The following is a 15,427-nucleotide window of genomic DNA, read 5'->3' as shown; positions in this document are numbered from 1 at the left end:
GCGATACCGTCGTGGGTCAGGCGCGGCGCGCCAGTTCGAACTCGAACCGCTCGAGGTCCGCGCGCGTGGTGATCTTGAAGTTGCTTTCCGCGCCTTCCACCAGCAGCGGCCGTAGGCCCTGCCGCTCCATCGCCATGGCTTCGTCGGTCACTTCGATGCCGGCGGCCGTCGCCGCTTCCAGCGCGCGCGTCAGTTGCAGGCGACGGAACAGCTGCGGCGTGAAAGCGCGCCACAGGCGTTCGCGCGGCTCGGTGCCGTCGATGCCGCCGTCGTCGCCCGCGCGCTTGAGGGTGTCGCGCACGGGGGCGGCGAGGATCGCGCCGACCGGATCGTTGCGGCCGCGCTCCAGCAGCTGCGCCAGGTCTTCGCGACCCAGGTTCGGGCGCGCCGCATCGTGCACGAGGACGAAGTCGTCCGCGCGCACGCCGCTCGGCAGCGTATGCAGCCCGGCCAGCACCGAAGCCGCGCGCGTCGCGCCGCCGGTGCAGGTGACCAGCGGCCGACCTTCATATTCGCTCCAGCCGGGCCAGTCCGGGTCGTTCTCGGATACCGGCACCACCACGCCTTCCACCGCGTCATGGGCGAACAGCGCCTGCAGCGTCCAGGCGATCAGGGGGCGATCGCGCACGCTCAGGTACTGCTTCGGCAGCTCACTCCCGAACCGGGTACCGCGACCGGCGGCCGGCACCACCGCCCAGACACCCGCCATCAGGGCGCGGCCTCTTCGTCTGCATCGGGAGCCGCTTCGCCCCCCGGCGCGGGCGCGGCGGGAACCGGCTCGACCACGCGATAGAACTTCTCGCCCGGCTTGATCATGCCCAGCTCGCTGCGCGCCCGCTCCTCCACCGCCGATTCGCCGGACTTGAGGTCCTCGACTTCGGCGGCGAGCGCGTCGTTGCGCTCCTGCAGGCCCGCGTTCTCGCGCTTTTGCGCCTCGACCTGCTGTTCCAGCGCGACGACCTGGCCCGAACTGCCGACGCCGAACCAGAACTTGTACTGCAGCCATCCCAGCAGCAGTACCAGCACCAGCAGGAGCCAGGGCGCCTTGCGCATGGATTACTTCTTCAGCGAGACGAAGGCGTTGCGACCGGCGTAGCGCGCCTGGCTGCCGAGCGCCTCTTCGATGCGCAGCAGCTGGTTGTACTTGGCCACGCGGTCGCTGCGGCACAGCGAGCCGGTCTTGATCTGGGTCGCCGTGGTGGCCACCGCGATATCGGCGATGGTGGTGTCCTCGGTTTCGCCGGAACGGTGCGACACGACCGCGGCGTAGCCCGCGTGGTGCGCCATCGAGATCGCCTCCAGCGTTTCGCTCAGCGTGCCGATCTGGTTGACCTTGATCAGGATCGCGTTGGCGGTACCGGACTCGATGCCTTCCTTGAAGATCTTCGGATTGGTGACGAACAGGTCGTCGCCGACCAGCTGCACCTTCTTGCCGATCCGGTCGGTCAGCAGCTTCCAGCCCGTCCAGTCGTCCTCGGCCAGGCCGTCCTCGATGGTGATGATGGGGTACTGCGCGGCCCAGTCGGCCAGGAAGTCGACGAACTGCTCGCTGGTCAGGCGCTTGTTCTCGCCCACCAGGTGGTACTTGCCGTTGTCGAAGAATTCGCTGGAGGCCACGTCCAGGCCCAGCAGCACGTCTTCGCCGGCGGTGTAGCCGGCCTTGCCGATCGCCTCGAGGATGGTGTCCAGCGCTTCCACGTTGCTGCGGAAGTCCGGGGCGAAGCCGCCTTCGTCGCCGACCGCCGTGCTCAGGCCATGGCCCTTCAGCACCGACTTCAGCGAGTGGAAGATCTCGGTGCCGGCGCGCAGCGACTCGGCGAACGAATCGAAGCCGACCGGCAGCACCATGAACTCCTGGAAGTCCACGTTGTTGTCCGCGTGCGCACCGCCGTTGATGATGTTCATCATCGGCACCGGCAGGGTCACGTCGCCGGTGGCGAGGTACTGCCACAGCGGCTGCTTCTTGGAGGCCGCCACCGCATGCGCGTTGGCCAGCGAGACGCCCAGCAGCGCGTTGGCGCCCAGGCGACCCTTGTTCTCCGTGCCATCGAGGTCGATCAGGCGACGGTCCAGGCCTTCCTGGTCGTTGCCGTCGAATCCTTTCAGTGCGGAGGCGATGGCGGTGTTGACGTTCTCGACCGCCTTGCGCACGCCCTTGCCCAGGTAGCGGGTCTTGTCGCCGTCGCGCAGTTCCACGGCTTCCTTGGTGCCGGTGGAGGCGCCGGACGGCACCATGGCGCGACCGAAGGAACCGTCTTCCAGCGTGACCTCGGCTTCGAGGGTGGGGTTACCGCGGGAATCGAGGATTTCGCGGGCGTGGATCTTGGCGATGGTGGTCATGGGGTCAGAGTGTCGTGGTGGGTTGTTCGGACAAGGTCAAGCCATTTCCCAGGTTCGGCACCCGGGATATCGAGCCTAAGTGACCGCGGATCCGGGCGCAGATGACCCGATTCGCTGTCGCGGGAGGCGAAGATCAGAAATGTAGCGCCTTTGTTGTTCGGCGTGGCAACAAAAGGGCCGCAGGCGGGCCCTGGCGGCAAGCCCTGAAAGGCGGGCTCGGGCGTCCCTTCGACGAGCTGTCCACGGGCTCCAACTGAACCTTTGATCTGTTCGGCAACCTCAAAATCGATGCCGCCGCGGTAGTACTCCCTACCCGATATGGGAGAAAGACGCACGTACTTCGTCAGCGTTGCGACGAAGGCGAACTCGCTTGTTGACAACGCATCCGGCAGGTCCTGCTCAAGGACCTGCGAGCCTATCGTGCAGCCAAAAGCCGACGTTGCGTACGCTGTCGACGCAATCAGCAGCGCAAAAAAAACGGAGCGCGCGCGTCTCAGACGAAACTCTCCAGGAACCCGTTCTTCTTGGTGATCGCGTCCAGCGCCAGCAGGGTTTCGAGCAGCGCTTCCATCTTGTCCAGCGGCCACGCGTTCGGGCCGTCGGACAGGGCCTTGGCCGGATCGGGGTGGGTTTCGGCGAACAGGCCGGCCACGCCGACCGCGACGGCCGCGCGCGCCAGCACCGGCACGAACTCGCGCTGGCCACCCGAGCTGCTGCCCTGCCCGCCCGGCAACTGCACCGAATGCGTCGCATCGAACACCACCGGGCACCCGGTATCGCGCATCACGCTCAGCGAACGCATGTCGCTGACCAGGTTGTTGTAACCGAACGAGGCGCCACGCTCGCAGACCATGATGTCCTGGTTGCCGGTGGACTTGGCCTTGTCGACCACGGGCTTCATGTCCCACGGCGACAGGAACTGGCCCTTCTTGATGTTGACCGGCTTGCCCGCCGAGCAGACCTTCTTGATGAAGTCGGTCTGGCGGACCAGGAACGCCGGCGTCTGCAGCACGTCGACGACGGCTGCGACTTCGTCCATCGGCGTGTACTCGTGCACGTCTGTCAGCACCGGTACGCCGACCTGCTTCTTCACCGCATCCAGCACCTTCAGGCCTTCTTCCATGCCCGGGCCGCGGAAACTGGTGCCGGAGGTGCGATTGGCCTTGTCGAAGCTCGACTTGAAGATGAAGTTCATTCCCAGCTTGCCGGTGATCTCCTTCAGGCGGCCGGCGACATCGATCTGCAACTGCATCGACTCGATCACGCACGGGCCGGCGATCAGGAACAGGGGCTGGTCGAGCCCGACGTCGAATCCACAGAGTTTCATTCACCACTCCTTCGTTGCAGGCGCCGCGGGCGACGCCGGTGCAGGACAGTTACGCGCGCGCTTCCTTCAACAACTTGCCGCCGGCCTTCTTCTCGCGCGCGGCGCGGATGAAGCCGACGAACAGCGGGTGGCCGTCGCGCGGCGTGGACAGGAATTCCGGATGCGCCTGGCAGGCCAGGAACCAGGGGTGCACGGCGCGCGGCAGTTCCACCATTTCCACCAGCAGGTCGTCCATCGATTTGGCCGCGACGACCAGGCCCGCGTCTTCCAACTGCGTGCGGTAACGGTTGTTGAACTCGTAGCGATGGCGGTGGCGCTCGGCGACCACATCCTTGCCATACAGGTCGCGCGCCAGCGTGCCTGGCTTGAGCCGCTGCTCCTGCAGGCCCAGGCGCATCGTGCCGCCCAGGTCGGAGCGTTCGTCGCGCTTTTCGACATCGCCGGTGGCGGTGCGCCACTCGGTGATCAGGCCGATGACCGGATGCGGCGACTGCTTGTCGTTCTCGGTGCTGTTGGCGTTGTCCAGGCCGGCCACATGGCGCGCATAGTCGACGACCGCCGCCTGCATGCCGTAGCAGATGCCGAAGTACGGCAGCTTCTGTTCGCGCGCGAAGCGCGAGGTCAGGACCTTGCCTTCGAAACCGCGATCGCCGAAGCCGCCCGGCACGAGGATGCCGTCCACGCCCTGCAACAGGGCCATGTCGGTGCCTTCCAGTTCCTGCGCTTCGATCCACTTCAGGTTGACGCGCGTGCGCTGGCGCAGGCCGCCATGCTTGAGCGCCTCACCCACGGACTTGTACGCGTCCTGGTGGTCGACGTACTTGCCGACGACGGCGATCGTCACTTCGTCCAGCGGATTGAGCGTGGCGTCGACCGCCGCTTCCCACTCGGACAGGTCGGCGGACTTGGCGTTCTCGATACGGAACTGGCGCAGGACGATCTCGTCCAGGCCCTGGCCGTGCAGGCCCATCGGGATGCGGTACAGCACGTCCACGTCCGGCACGCTGATGACGGCGCGCTCGGGTACGTTGGTAAACAGCGAGATCTTGCGACGCTCCGAATCCGGGATCGGCTGCTCGGATCGACACAGCAGCACGTCCGGCTGGATACCGATCGAGCGCAGTTCCTTCACCGAATGCTGCGTCGGCTTGGTCTTCAGCTCGCCGGCGGCCGCCACGTACGGCACCAGCGTCAGGTGCATGAAGAGGGCCTTCTCGGGGCCGCGCTCGGTGCGGATCTGGCGGATCGCTTCCAGGAACGGCAGCGACTCAATGTCGCCGACGGTGCCGCCGATCTCCACCAGCGCCACGTCGAAGCCTTCGGTGGCCTCGTCGATGCAGCGACGGATCTCGTCGGTGATGTGCGGGATCACCTGCACGGTGGCGCCCAGGTAGTCGCCGCGGCGCTCCTTGCGGATCACGTTCTCGTAGATCCGGCCGGTGGTGACCGAGTTCTTGCGGCTCAGGCGCGTGCGCACGAAGCGCTCGTAGTGGCCCAGGTCCAGGTCGGTTTCGGCGCCGTCGTCGGTGACGTACACCTCACCGTGCTGGAACGGGCTCATGGTGCCCGGGTCGACGTTGATGTAGGGGTCCAGCTTCATCATCGTGACCTTCAGGCCACGTGCTTCGAGGATGGACGCAAGCGAAGCGGCGGCGATGCCCTTGCCTAGCGAGGACACAACGCCGCCGGTAACGAAAATCAGGGGAGTCATGGGCGGGGCTCCGGAAAGCCATAGTCTACAGGCAACGCGTGTCGCCCGAAAGCGCGACGCCCCGCCGGAGCGGGGCGTCTTGGATCGTCAGATGGGTGCGAAACCCTTCCCGTGCAAAGGTTTCGGAGCGGACAGGATCAGGGCTTGCGCTCTTCCTCTTCCTCGCCCGCTTTCTTCTGCTGGCCTTCGGCGGCCTTGCGCTTGGCGGCAGCCTCGTTGGCCGCACGGCGGCGCGCCTTGGCCTCCGGGTCGGACGGATCACTGGTCTGGGACTGGTCCTGCTTCGGCTTGTCGGCATCGGCGCCCGCCTTGGACTGGGCGAACGCATGGACCGCGAACAACGCGCCGGCGACGGCGGCGGAGAGCAGCAACAGGTTGCGCGACTTCATGGCGGTAACTCCTCGTGGATGAGCAGAATCTGGGGGTGCCGGACGGCAAACCCAAGGGCGTCCCTGTCCACGCGGCAAGCCTACCGCCGGCATGCCGGCCCCCGACTGAACACCCGAGGGACGCCGCCGGCCGGTATTGCGGACAGGCCTGCCCGCGTCCTGCCGGAGCGACCGCGGCGGCCGCCCAACTACCACTACAATTCCCCTTCCGACGGCACGCAGGATGCCGTGCCGCCGCAACCGAGAACCCGCTGAGCCCATGAGTAGCCGTTACAACGCCGCCGACATCGAAGTCCTTTCCGGCCTGGATCCCGTCAAGCGCCGCCCGGGCATGTACACCGACACCGCGCGCCCCAACCATCTGGCGCAGGAAGTCATCGACAACGCGGTGGACGAAGCGCTCGCCGGCCACGCGGGCAGCATCGAGGTCACCCTGTTCAAGGACGGCAGCTGCGAGGTGTCCGACGACGGCCGCGGCATGCCGGTGGACATCCATCCGGAGGAGAAGATCCCCGGTGTCGAGCTGATCCTCACCCGCCTGCACGCGGGCGGCAAGTTCAGCAACAAGAACTACACGTTCTCCGGCGGCCTGCACGGCGTGGGCGTGAGCGTGGTCAACGCGCTGTCCACGCTGGTGGAAGTGCACATCAAGCGCGAAGGCAGCGAACACCGCATCACCTTCCGCAACGGCGACCGCGCCAGCCCGCTGGAAGTCGTGGGCAGCGTCGGCAAGAAGAACACCGGCACGCGCGTGCGGTTCTGGGCCGACCCGAAGTATTTCGATACGCCGAAGTTCAACGTGCGCGCCCTGCGCCACCTGCTTCGCGCCAAGGCCGTGCTGTGCCCGGGCCTGAACGTCACCCTGTTCGATGAAGCCACCGGCGAGCGCGACAGCTGGCACTACGAGGACGGCCTGCGCGACTACCTGCGGGGCGAGATGGCCGGCCGCGAACTGCTGCCGCCGGACATCTTCGTCGGCCAGTTGAAGAAGGACAGCGAAATCGTCGACTGGGCCGCCGCCTGGGTGCCCGAAGGCGAGCTGGTGCAGGAGAGCTACGTCAACCTGATCCCGACCGCGCAACACGGCACGCACGTCAACGGCCTGCGCAGCGGCCTGACCGACGCGCTGCGCGAGTTCTGCGATTTCCGCAACCTGCTGCCGCGCGGCGTGAAGCTGGCGCCGGAAGACGTGTGGGACCGCGTGACGTTCGTGCTGTCGCTGAAGATGACCGACCCGCAGTTCAGTGGGCAGACCAAGGAGCGCCTGTCCTCGCGCCAGGCCGCCGGCTTCATCGAGGGTGCGGCGCACGACGCTTTCAGCCTGTGGCTGAACCAGCACGTCGACCTGGGCGAGAAGATCGCGCAGATCGCCATCGAGCGCGCCAGCGCCCGCCTGAAGACCGAGAAGCAGGTCATCCGCAAGAAGGTCACCCAGGGCCCGGCGTTGCCCGGCAAACTGGCGGACTGCATCAGCCAGGATCTTTCGCGCACCGAACTGTTCCTGGTGGAAGGCGACTCCGCCGGCGGTTCGGCCAAGCAGGCGCGCGACAAGGATTTCCAGGCCATCCTGCCGCTGCGCGGCAAGATCCTGAACACCTGGGAAGTCGCGTCGGGCAGCGTGCTCGCCTCGCAGGAAGTGCACGACCTGGCCGTCGCGATCGGCTGCGATCCCGGCAAGGACGACATCAGCGGGCTGCGCTACGGCAAGGTGGTGATCCTCGCCGACGCCGACTCCGACGGCCTGCACATCGCCACCCTGTTGAGCGCGCTGTTCCTGCGCCACTTCCCCGCCCTGGTCGCGGCCGGGCACGTGTTTGTCGCGATGCCGCCGCTGTTCCGCGTCGACGTGGGCAAGCAGGTGTTCTACGCGCTGGACGAGGAAGAGAAGCGCCTGCTGCTGGAAAAGATCGAGCGCGAGAAGATCCGCGGCGCGGTCAACGTGACCCGCTTCAAGGGCCTGGGCGAGATGAATCCTTCGCAGCTGCGCGAATCCACCATCCATCCCGATACGCGCCGGCTGGTACAGCTCACCGTCGACGACGACCTGCAGACGCGCGGCCTGATGGACATGCTGCTGGCGAAGAAGCGTTCCGGCGACCGCAAGACGTGGCTCGAGACCAAGGGCGATCTCGCTTCGCTGGAAGCCTGAGCCCTCTCGCGATCGACACGCACGGGGCCGCGGCCCCAGCGTTGAACATCGCGTTCACCATGCCGGTGCGATAACGCCGGCATGGCTTCTACATCCGGACCGCACCCGCACCCGTACACCTTCGGCCTCGAGGAAGAGTATTTCCTCGTGCGCCGCAACGGCCGGCGATTGCGGCACATGCCACGGCGCTTCTTCATCGAATGCCGCGAAACGCTGGGCGATCGCTTCGGCAGCGAGATGCTGCAGACCCAGGTCGAGGTCCAGACCGGGGTGCACGAGGACACGCAAGCCGCGGAGGCCGACCTGCGCACGCTGCGTCGCACCGTTGCCGACATCGCGCACCGGCACGGGCTCGGCATCCTGTCGGCCGGCACGCATCCCTCCGCGCAATGGCGTGGACAGCGCAGCACGGACAAACCGCACTACGACCAGGTGATGGGCGAGCTGCAGATGCTGGGCCAGCGCAACCTGTTGTGCGGCCTGCACGTGCACGTGCAGCCGGCCGACCCCGGGCAACGGGTCGCGCTGATGGCCCGCCTGCAGCCCTTCCTGCCGCTGCTGCTCGCCCTCAGCACGTCGTCACCGTTCTGGATGGGCCATGCCACCGGCCTGATGGGCTACCGGCAGACGGCGTACCAGGAGATCCCTCGCACGGGGCTGCCGCCGCTGTTCCGCGACCAGGCCGAGTACGACCACTACGTCCAGCGCATGACCGACGGCCGCGCGATCCAGAACGCGAGTTTCCTCTGGTGGGCGCTGCGGCCTTCGCTCGCATTCCCCACGCTGGAACTGCGTGTCACCGACGCCTGCACCGACCTGTGCGATGCATTGACCATCGCGCAGGTCTACCGCTGCCTGGTGCGGCATCTCGAGCGCAGGCCCTCGCTGTACGCCGACCTGCACGCGGGCGACCAGGCGATCGTCGCGGAGAACCTGTGGCGTGCGCAGCGTTACGGGTTCGACGCCGGCCTCATCGACCTGGGCAGCCGGCGCCTGGTATCGGTGCGCGAGATGCTGGAGAACACGCTGGAAGCGCTGGACGACGACATCCGCGCCTTGGATTGCACGTCGCAGGTCGAGCGCGTGTGGCGGATCCTCAAGGAAGGCACCAGCGCGCACGGGCAGCTGCAGCGGTACCGCGAACACAGGCAATCCGGCGGCAGTCATGCCGATGCCCTGTCGCACGTGGTGCAATGGCTCGCTGACGCGAGCGCGGCCGCCTAGGCACGCCGATCAGCGGGCGACGGTCTTCTGCTGCGATACCACGAACACGCCTGCCATCACCAGCGCGGTGCCGGCGACCTGCCATGGCCCCATCGGCTCCCCCAACAGCAACAGGCTGAGGAGGATGGTCGAGACCGGCCCGATCATCCCCACCTGTGCGGCCAACGCCGAACCGATGCGCGCCACCGCCATCATCACCGCCAGCACGGGCAGCACCGTGCACAACGTGCCGTTCACCAGCGAGAGGGCGTACACCTGCCACGGCAGGGCGAGCGCTTCCAGCGGCCGCAGCAGGAAGAACTGCAGAAGGCAGAGCACGCTGGCCACACTGCTCGCATAGGCCGTCAGGCGGACCGCCCCCACGCGTTGTACCAGTTCGCCGCTGCCGACGAGGTAGAGCGCGTACGCCAGTGCGCTGCCGAACACCAGCAGGCTGCCCAACGCGATGTCGGCGCCACCCACCTGCAGGTCATGGCCGAACGCCAGCGCCACGCCCGTGTAACTGACGACCAGTGCTACGGCCTGCCGTCGCGAGATGCGGCGCCCGAAGACAAGCCAGCCGATCAGCGCCACCAGGGTCGGGGTCAGATAGAGGATCAGCCGTTCCAGCGTGGCGGTGATGTACGCCAGTCCCGCGAAATCCAGGAAGCTGGCGAGGTAGTAGCCCAGGAAGCCCAGCAGCAGGATCCGCCCGCGATCACCCGCACTCAGCGGCGCGTTGCGTTGGGCGGCCCATGCGCCCATCGCCAGGAAGAACGGGAACGCCACCAGCATCCGCAGCGCCAACAGCGTGACGGCATCGGTGCCGTAGCGGTAGCCGAGCTTGACGATGATCGCCTTGCCCGAGAACGCGATGGCGCCGAGCGCAGCCAGGACGAGCCCGGAACGGCTTACCGCGCGCAAAGCCGGATGCATCGGTGGCGCGTCGACCGCTTCGGCAGGCGCCACGTCCAGCGGTTGCGCCAGTTCGTCGTCCGCGTCGGGTCGGATCAACCGCGCGCCCTCACGCCAGCGTGCATTCCAACAACCGCCGGATCAGCGCCTGCGTGCGGGCGGCACGTTCGGGCAGATAGGCGAAGCTGTCCTCGTCCATGTAGTTCAGCTGCGCCAGTTCCAGTTGCACGGCCTGCACCCGGTTCGCCGGATCGGCGTAATGCCGGGTGATGTAGCCGCCGCGGAATCGCCCGTTCACGACGAAGCTGTAGTCCGACTGCGACGCCAGCACGTCATCCAGCGCCTGCTGCAACGCGGGCGAACAGCTGGCGCCCGCCGCGGTGCCCAGGTTGAAATCGGGCAACCGGCCTTCGAACAGGAACGGCACTTCACTGCGGATGGAATGCCCTTCCCACAGCACGACCCGGCCATGCAGGTCTCGGATGCGCGCAAGCTCCTGCTGGAGCGCTTGGTGGTACGGCCGCCAATAGGTATCGACGCGCGCGGCGATCTCCTCCGGCGTCGGCGCCTGATCGGGCAGGTACACCGGATCGCCACTGAAGCGGACGATGGGACACAGGCCCGTGGTGTTCTGCCCAGGGTACAGCGAGACGTCGTCTTCCGGCCGGTTGAGGTCGACCACGTAGCGCGAGTACGCCGGCACGATGATCGACGCACCGAGCGCCCGCGCGAAGTCGTACAGCTCGGCGACATGCCAGTCGGTGTCCGGCACGCGACGCGCCTCGGGGGTCAGGCGTTCGGCGATGGCGTCGGGCACGCGGGTGCCATGGTGCGGCAGGCTGATGAACAGCGGCGCCGTGCCCTCGTGCAGCGTGTAGATGTCCATGACGGCATTGTATCGCCGCACCCCGTCCGCGCGGGTCAGCGCATCAGCACCACTTCTTCGGCGCTGGTCGGATGGATCGCGACCGTGTCGTGAAGGTCCGCCAGGGTGATGCCCTTCTTCAGCGCGACAGCGAACCCCTGCAGCATTTCGTCCGCGCCCTCGCCCAGCAGATGGAGGCCGACCACGCGCTGGTCCGCGCCCACGCAGACCAGCTTGAACAGGCTGCGCTGCGGCGAATCGGCCAAGGCATGCAGCATGGGCCGGAAGCGTGCGGTGTAGGTCTTCACGCTGTCGCCGTGCGCGGCACGGGCCTCCTCTTCGGTCTGTCCCACCTTGCCCGCCGGCGGATGCGAGAAGACGACCGTCGCGATGTCGCGGTAGTCCAGGCGGGCGTCGGACTGCCCACCGAACACCCGATCCATCAGGCGCCGCGCCGCGGCGATGGCCACCGGCGTCAAGGCGGCCTGTCCGGTCACGTCGCCCACCGCGTGGATGCCGGCCACGTTCGTGTCCTGCCACGCATCCACCCGCACGAAGCCGCGCGCATCCGTCTCCACGCCCACGCTTTCCAGCCCCATTTCGGCGGTGTTCGGCTTGCGGCCCGTCGCGAAGATCAGCCCGTCGAAGCGCTCGCTGCGCGTCCCGTCCTCCGCCAGCACGATCACGCCGCCGTCGCGCGCCGCCTCCAGCGCCGCCACCGCGTAGCCGAAATGCAGGTGGACGCCATGCTGGTGCATGTCGTCGGCCAGTTCCGCGGCGATCTGCGCGTCGAATCCCTCCAGCAGGCGCTGTCCGCGCACGAACAGCTCCACCTGGCTGCCGAGCGCCTGCAGCACGCCCGCCAGTTCCACCGCCACGTAGCCGCCGCCGACGATAGCCACACGCCGTGGCGCTGCGCACAGGTTGAAGAAGTCGTCCGATACCTGACCCAGCATCGCGCCCGGGATGTCCGGCCGCGAGGGCCGTCCACCGGTGGCGATCAGCAGGTGCCCGGCCCGCAGCGGCACGCCATCCGCGTTCACCACGGTGTGCGCGTCCTGCAATCGGCCGTGGCACGGCATCAGCACCACGCCGCTTTCGTCCAGACGCTTCATGTAGCTGGCATGGATGCCCGCGATGTAGCGCTGGCGATGGACGATGAACTCCTTCCAGTCCAGGGTGGGCGGCACCGTATCGAACCCGAGCGATGATGCCAGGGCGATCTTCTGCGACAGCTCGGCCGCCAGCCACATCGCCTTCTTCGGCACGCAGCCGACGTTCACGCAGGTGCCGCCCAGCGACTTCGGTTCGAGCAGCGCCACCCGCGCACCGTGCGACGCCGCGCGGAAGGCGCCGGCGAGTCCGCCGGAGCCTCCTCCGATCACGACAAGATCGAATTCCTGTGGCGTCATGCGAATCGCTCCGGTCGATACGGTGTGGGATCGAAAGCCGGTGTGCGGCCGGCAATCAGGTCGGCCATCAATTGTCCGGTGGCGGTGCTCATGCTGATCCCCAGCATGCCGTGGCCGGCGGCGAGCCAGACGTTGCGCTGCCCCGGCGCCCGCCCGAGCAGCGGCAGGTCATCCCAGGTCATCGGCCGCCAACCGCACCACCGCTCGCGCACGACCGACCCCACGGGTTCACGCAGGAATTCGCGCGCGCCCCGTTCCAGTGCCGCCAACCGCGTTTCGTTGAGCGTGTCGTCGTGCCCGGAGAATTCCATCGTGCTGCCCAGCCGGAAGCCGCTTTCCCATACGGTGACGCACACCGAGCGGTCCTTCAGCACCATCGGGTGCCGTGGCACGCGCGCAGGTCGCGAGTAGGTGATCGAGTATCCCTTGCCGGGCTGGATCGGAGCACGGATACCGAGTCGGCGCGCGAAGGCGGGCGTCCAGGCGCCCAGCGCGATCACCGCCTCGCGGCCCGCACGTCCTCCCGCTGCCGTCGCGAGGCGGACGCCTTCCACCGTCGATTCCAGGCGATCGACCCGGCACTGTTCCTCGATGACGCCGCCACGCTCGCGCACCACGCGCGCGAGTTCGGCCACGTAGCGGTCCGGGCGCAACCGCGCGTCGCCAGGGAACCGGATCGCACCGGCCACGCCCGGCAGCATCGCGGGTTCTTCGCGCTCGTAGTCGGTCCCCGCGAACACGTGGGTCGCGATGCCGAACTCCTTCAACACCGCGCTTTCGTCGACGTACTGCTGGAACTTGCGCGGGTCGCGGAAGACGTAGTCGAGGCCCTCCTCCTCGAATTCGCACTGCAAACCGTAGCGTCCCACCCAGTCGGCCAGCCGGCCACGCGCATCGTTGAGCAGCGCGGCGCGCGCCTGAGTGCTCCGCCGCCAGTCGCGCGGATTGCAGCGCGAAGCGAAGCGCAGCAGCCAGTGCCACAGCGCCGGATCGACGCGGGGCTTGAGGTAGAGGGGCGCGTCGGGGGTGAACATCCAGCGCAGCGCCTGCGCCACCACGCCGGGCGCCGCCAGCGGAGGCGCATGGCTCGGCGTGATCGTGCCGCAGTTGCCGTGCGAGGCGCCGCCGCCCACGGCGCCGGCATCGATGACGCGCACGCCACGGCCGGTATCCAGCAGCGCCAGCGCGGTCGCCAGGCCGATGGCACCGCCACCGATGATGAGGACGTCGTCGTGGGGGGGATTCACCCCGACAGTGTAGTCCCAATCATCGCGATCGAAGGCGCATCGGCTGCGGCGACGCGTAGGTCAGCGAACGCCACGCCCATTCCATCGGTCCGAAGCGGAAGCGCGACAGCCACGCGTGGCTGAGCAGTACCTGCGCGCTGAAGAGCGCCAGCGCGAACAACGGCTGCCAGGCACGCGGAAGCTGCTCGAAATATCCCAGGCCATAGCCGTAGAAGATCCACGTGCAGACCAGCGACTGCATCAGGTAGTTGGTCAGGGCCATACGCCCCGCCGGCGCCAGCACCGACAACGCCTTCGCCCCCGCAGGCGTTTCCAGGGCTTTCAGGATCCATGCGAGGTAGCCCAGGCACATCAGCAGGTTCGCCGTCAGCTGCAGGGCGAAGGCCGTGGACACGCGCAGGTTGAACGTCGTCGGATCCATCGTCGGCGACAGTGCCACCGAACCGAGCATCGCCAGCAGGCCCGCCGGCAAGGCCACCCAGCGCAACAGGCCGTAAAGGCGGCCGAACTCCCGCGGCCGCGCGATGGCGCCGCTGCGCACGAACCAGGCGCCCAGCAGGAACAGGCCGAACGCGATGAAGCCGAACATGGTGATGTTGCTCAGCGCCATGCCGGTGCTCTTGAAGCGTTGCCATGTGGCCTCGCCATAGCTGCCGCTGCCGTAGGCCGTCCGTTCGCTCTCGATCAGCGCCTGCATCTGCGCGCCGATCTCGCCCATCGCCTTGTCCCAGCCTTCGGTACCGCCCAGCAGCGAACCCATGGCCCCCATCAGGAACATGAAGCCGATCGGCATGACGTAGGCACCGAGCCCGAACCAGGGATACCAGCGGGGCGGCAACGGGCGGAATGCCAGCAGCAGGAACGAGCACAGCGCGTACATCACCAGGATGTCGCCCGCCCAGATGAAGATCGCATGCACCAGGCCGATCGCCAGCAGCACCAGCCCGCGACGCCAGTAGACGCCTGCGAAGGGGCGGCCGGCCTGTTCGGCCCGCTGCGACATCACCGCGAATCCCATCCCGAACAGCAGTGAGAACAGCGTGTAGAACTTGCCCTGCACAAGCACGTAGATCAGCAGGTCCGCCACGCGGTCAGCGCCCGTCAACGCGGGATCGATGCCGCTGGCCGAGGCCATCACGGGCCCCACGAAGCCTTCCAGGTTCATCAGCAGGATGCCCAGCAACGCGAAACCGCGCAGGACGTCCATCGCTCCGATGCGCTCCGACACCGCGACGGGTGCCAGGTTCTCCGTGATCGTCGCCGTCATTCCCTTCCCCCTGGATCGAAGCCCCGATTAGAGCACGCCCCGTGCGGCGACCTGCGTGCCAAAAGAAACGGCCCGCTTTCGCGGGCCGTTCGAAGACGCGTTGAACGCGGTTCAGTGTTGGTGGCCACCGTCGCCGTGCACGTGGCCGTGCTCGAGCTCCTCGGCGCTGGCTTCGCGCACCTCGACGATCTCCACGTCGAAGTGCAGGTCCTTGCCCGCCATCGGGTGGTTGAGGTCGACGTCGACCACGCTCATGCCCACCTTCTCGATGGTGACGGCGCGCGGGCCGAAGTTGGTCTGCAGCACGACCTGCTGGCCCGGGATCAGGCGCTGGTTGCCGAAGTGCTTCTTGGGCACGCGCTGGCTCAGGCCGTCGCGGCGCTCGCCGTAGGCGTCGGCCGCGGCGACATCGACGCCGAAGTTCTCGCCGGCCTCACGGTCCTGCATCGCGTTCTCGAGGCCCGGGATGATGTTGCCGTGGCCGATCAGGATCGCCAGCGGTTCGCGGTCCTTCGAGCTTTCGATCGGCTCCTGGCCGGCTTCGGACACGGTGTAGTGGAAACGGACGACGCTGTCTTTTGCGATTTTCATGCGGGACTCTG

14 protein-coding genes are annotated in these 15,427 nt (G+C 67.6%); 2 read left to right on the top strand and 12 right to left on the bottom strand.

The window, feature by feature from the left end:
* Positions 1-16 precede the first annotated feature (16 nt).
* The 6 genes from ispD to BLT45_RS06735 all read right to left on the bottom strand — a co-directional run bounded on the left by ispD (position 17) and on the right by BLT45_RS06735 (position 5,767).
* Positions 17-712 carry a 2-C-methyl-D-erythritol 4-phosphate cytidylyltransferase gene (gene ispD / locus BLT45_RS06760; RefSeq protein ID WP_175455806.1) on the bottom strand — a complete coding sequence of 232 codons (696 nt, stop codon included), beginning with the start codon at positions 710-712 and terminating at the stop codon, positions 17-19.
* Complete coding sequence (gene ftsB / locus BLT45_RS06755; protein ID WP_093296705.1) at positions 709-1,053, bottom strand: cell division protein FtsB; 345 nt, start codon at positions 1,051-1,053, stop codon at positions 709-711. The genes ispD and ftsB overlap by 4 nt, the downstream gene beginning before the upstream one ends.
* 3 nt (positions 1,054-1,056) lie before the next feature.
* Entirely contained in the window at positions 1,057-2,340 is a 1,284-nt protein-coding gene (gene eno, locus BLT45_RS06750) for a phosphopyruvate hydratase (protein WP_093296703.1), read from the bottom strand.
* A 493-nt stretch (positions 2,341-2,833) separates the two neighbouring features.
* Positions 2,834-3,667: a 3-deoxy-8-phosphooctulonate synthase gene (gene kdsA / locus BLT45_RS06745; RefSeq protein WP_093296701.1), complete on the bottom strand. Its 834-nt coding sequence runs from the start codon at positions 3,665-3,667 to the stop codon at positions 2,834-2,836.
* 49 nt (positions 3,668-3,716) lie between these two features.
* Positions 3,717-5,378, bottom strand: coding sequence for a CTP synthase (locus BLT45_RS06740; RefSeq protein WP_093296699.1), 1,662 nt, complete (start codon positions 5,376-5,378; stop codon positions 3,717-3,719).
* Positions 5,379-5,515: 137 nt separating this feature from the next.
* Positions 5,516-5,767, bottom strand: coding sequence for a hypothetical protein (locus tag BLT45_RS06735; RefSeq protein ID WP_056881323.1), 252 nt, complete (start codon positions 5,765-5,767; stop codon positions 5,516-5,518).
* Positions 5,768-6,026: 259 nt separating this feature from the next.
* Between BLT45_RS06735 and parE the strand changes: the two genes are divergently transcribed.
* Together parE and BLT45_RS06725 are read left to right on the top strand one after the other, a co-directional pair.
* Positions 6,027-7,916, top strand: a complete 1,890-nt coding sequence (gene parE, locus BLT45_RS06730) for a DNA topoisomerase IV subunit B (protein WP_093296697.1) — start codon at positions 6,027-6,029, stop codon at positions 7,914-7,916.
* 81 nt (positions 7,917-7,997) lie between these two features.
* Positions 7,998-9,140 (top strand): carboxylate-amine ligase, encoded by a 1,143-nt coding sequence (locus BLT45_RS06725; RefSeq protein WP_093296695.1) that lies wholly within the window; start codon positions 7,998-8,000, stop codon positions 9,138-9,140.
* 9 nt (positions 9,141-9,149) lie between these two features.
* On the opposite strand, the gene BLT45_RS06720 is transcribed toward BLT45_RS06725, so the two are convergent.
* From BLT45_RS06720 to BLT45_RS06695, 6 genes are all read right to left on the bottom strand, one after another.
* Entirely contained in the window at positions 9,150-10,055 is a 906-nt protein-coding gene (locus BLT45_RS06720; RefSeq protein WP_093298638.1) for a DMT family transporter, read from the bottom strand.
* Positions 10,056-10,143: 88 nt separating this feature from the next.
* A complete protein-coding gene (gene hutG, locus BLT45_RS06715; RefSeq protein ID WP_093296693.1) occupies positions 10,144-10,920 on the bottom strand; it encodes an N-formylglutamate deformylase in 777 nt (258 codons plus the stop codon).
* 35 nt (positions 10,921-10,955) lie between these two features.
* Complete coding sequence (gene gorA / locus BLT45_RS06710; protein ID WP_093296691.1) at positions 10,956-12,311, bottom strand: glutathione-disulfide reductase; 1,356 nt, start codon at positions 12,309-12,311, stop codon at positions 10,956-10,958.
* Positions 12,308-13,558 carry an NAD(P)/FAD-dependent oxidoreductase gene (locus tag BLT45_RS06705; RefSeq protein WP_093296689.1) on the bottom strand — a complete coding sequence of 417 codons (1,251 nt, stop codon included), beginning with the start codon at positions 13,556-13,558 and terminating at the stop codon, positions 12,308-12,310. The genes gorA and BLT45_RS06705 overlap by 4 nt, the downstream gene beginning before the upstream one ends.
* A 19-nt stretch (positions 13,559-13,577) precedes the next feature.
* The gene (locus BLT45_RS06700) at positions 13,578-14,825 is read right to left on the bottom strand and encodes a DUF418 domain-containing protein (protein WP_093296687.1); all 1,248 of its coding nucleotides are present in this window, start codon (positions 14,823-14,825) and stop codon (positions 13,578-13,580) included.
* 111 nt (positions 14,826-14,936) lie between these two features.
* Positions 14,937-15,416 carry an FKBP-type peptidyl-prolyl cis-trans isomerase gene (locus BLT45_RS06695; protein ID WP_093296685.1) on the bottom strand — a complete coding sequence of 160 codons (480 nt, stop codon included), beginning with the start codon at positions 15,414-15,416 and terminating at the stop codon, positions 14,937-14,939.
* Between the last annotated feature and the right edge of the window lie 11 nt (positions 15,417-15,427).

It is taken from the genome of Pseudoxanthomonas sp. CF385, from assembly GCF_900104255.1.
Taxonomy (GTDB): Bacteria; Pseudomonadota; Gammaproteobacteria; order Xanthomonadales; family Xanthomonadaceae; genus Pseudoxanthomonas_A.
Note: the sequence above shows the minus strand (reverse complement) of the source record. Positions and strands in the feature narration are given on the sequence as shown.

Bases quoted from the DNA above. Each gene is read 5' to 3' on its own strand.
- gorA (WP_093296691.1), bottom strand. From the start codon at position 12,311: ATGACGCCACAGGAATTCGATCTTGTCGTGATCGGAGGAGGCTCCGGC.
- BLT45_RS06720 (WP_093298638.1), bottom strand. From the start codon at position 10,055: ATGCATCCGGCTTTGCGCGCGGTAAGCCGTTCCGGGCTCGTCCTGGCT.
- BLT45_RS06695 (WP_093296685.1), bottom strand. From the start codon at position 15,416: ATGAAAATCGCAAAAGACAGCGTCGTCCGTTTCCACTACACCGTGTCC.
- kdsA (WP_093296701.1), bottom strand. From the start codon at position 3,667: ATGAAACTCTGTGGATTCGACGTCGGGCTCGACCAGCCCCTGTTCCTG.
- BLT45_RS06700 (WP_093296687.1), bottom strand. From the start codon at position 14,825: ATGACGGCGACGATCACGGAGAACCTGGCACCCGTCGCGGTGTCGGAG.
- BLT45_RS06740 (WP_093296699.1), bottom strand. From the start codon at position 5,378: ATGACTCCCCTGATTTTCGTTACCGGCGGCGTTGTGTCCTCGCTAGGC.
- BLT45_RS06735 (WP_056881323.1), bottom strand. From the start codon at position 5,767: ATGAAGTCGCGCAACCTGTTGCTGCTCTCCGCCGCCGTCGCCGGCGCG.
- hutG (WP_093296693.1), bottom strand. From the start codon at position 10,920: ATGGACATCTACACGCTGCACGAGGGCACGGCGCCGCTGTTCATCAGC.
- ftsB (WP_093296705.1), bottom strand. From the start codon at position 1,053: ATGCGCAAGGCGCCCTGGCTCCTGCTGGTGCTGGTACTGCTGCTGGGA.
- BLT45_RS06725 (WP_093296695.1), top strand. From the start codon at position 7,998: ATGGCTTCTACATCCGGACCGCACCCGCACCCGTACACCTTCGGCCTC.
- parE (WP_093296697.1), top strand. From the start codon at position 6,027: ATGAGTAGCCGTTACAACGCCGCCGACATCGAAGTCCTTTCCGGCCTG.
- eno (WP_093296703.1), bottom strand. From the start codon at position 2,340: ATGACCACCATCGCCAAGATCCACGCCCGCGAAATCCTCGATTCCCGC.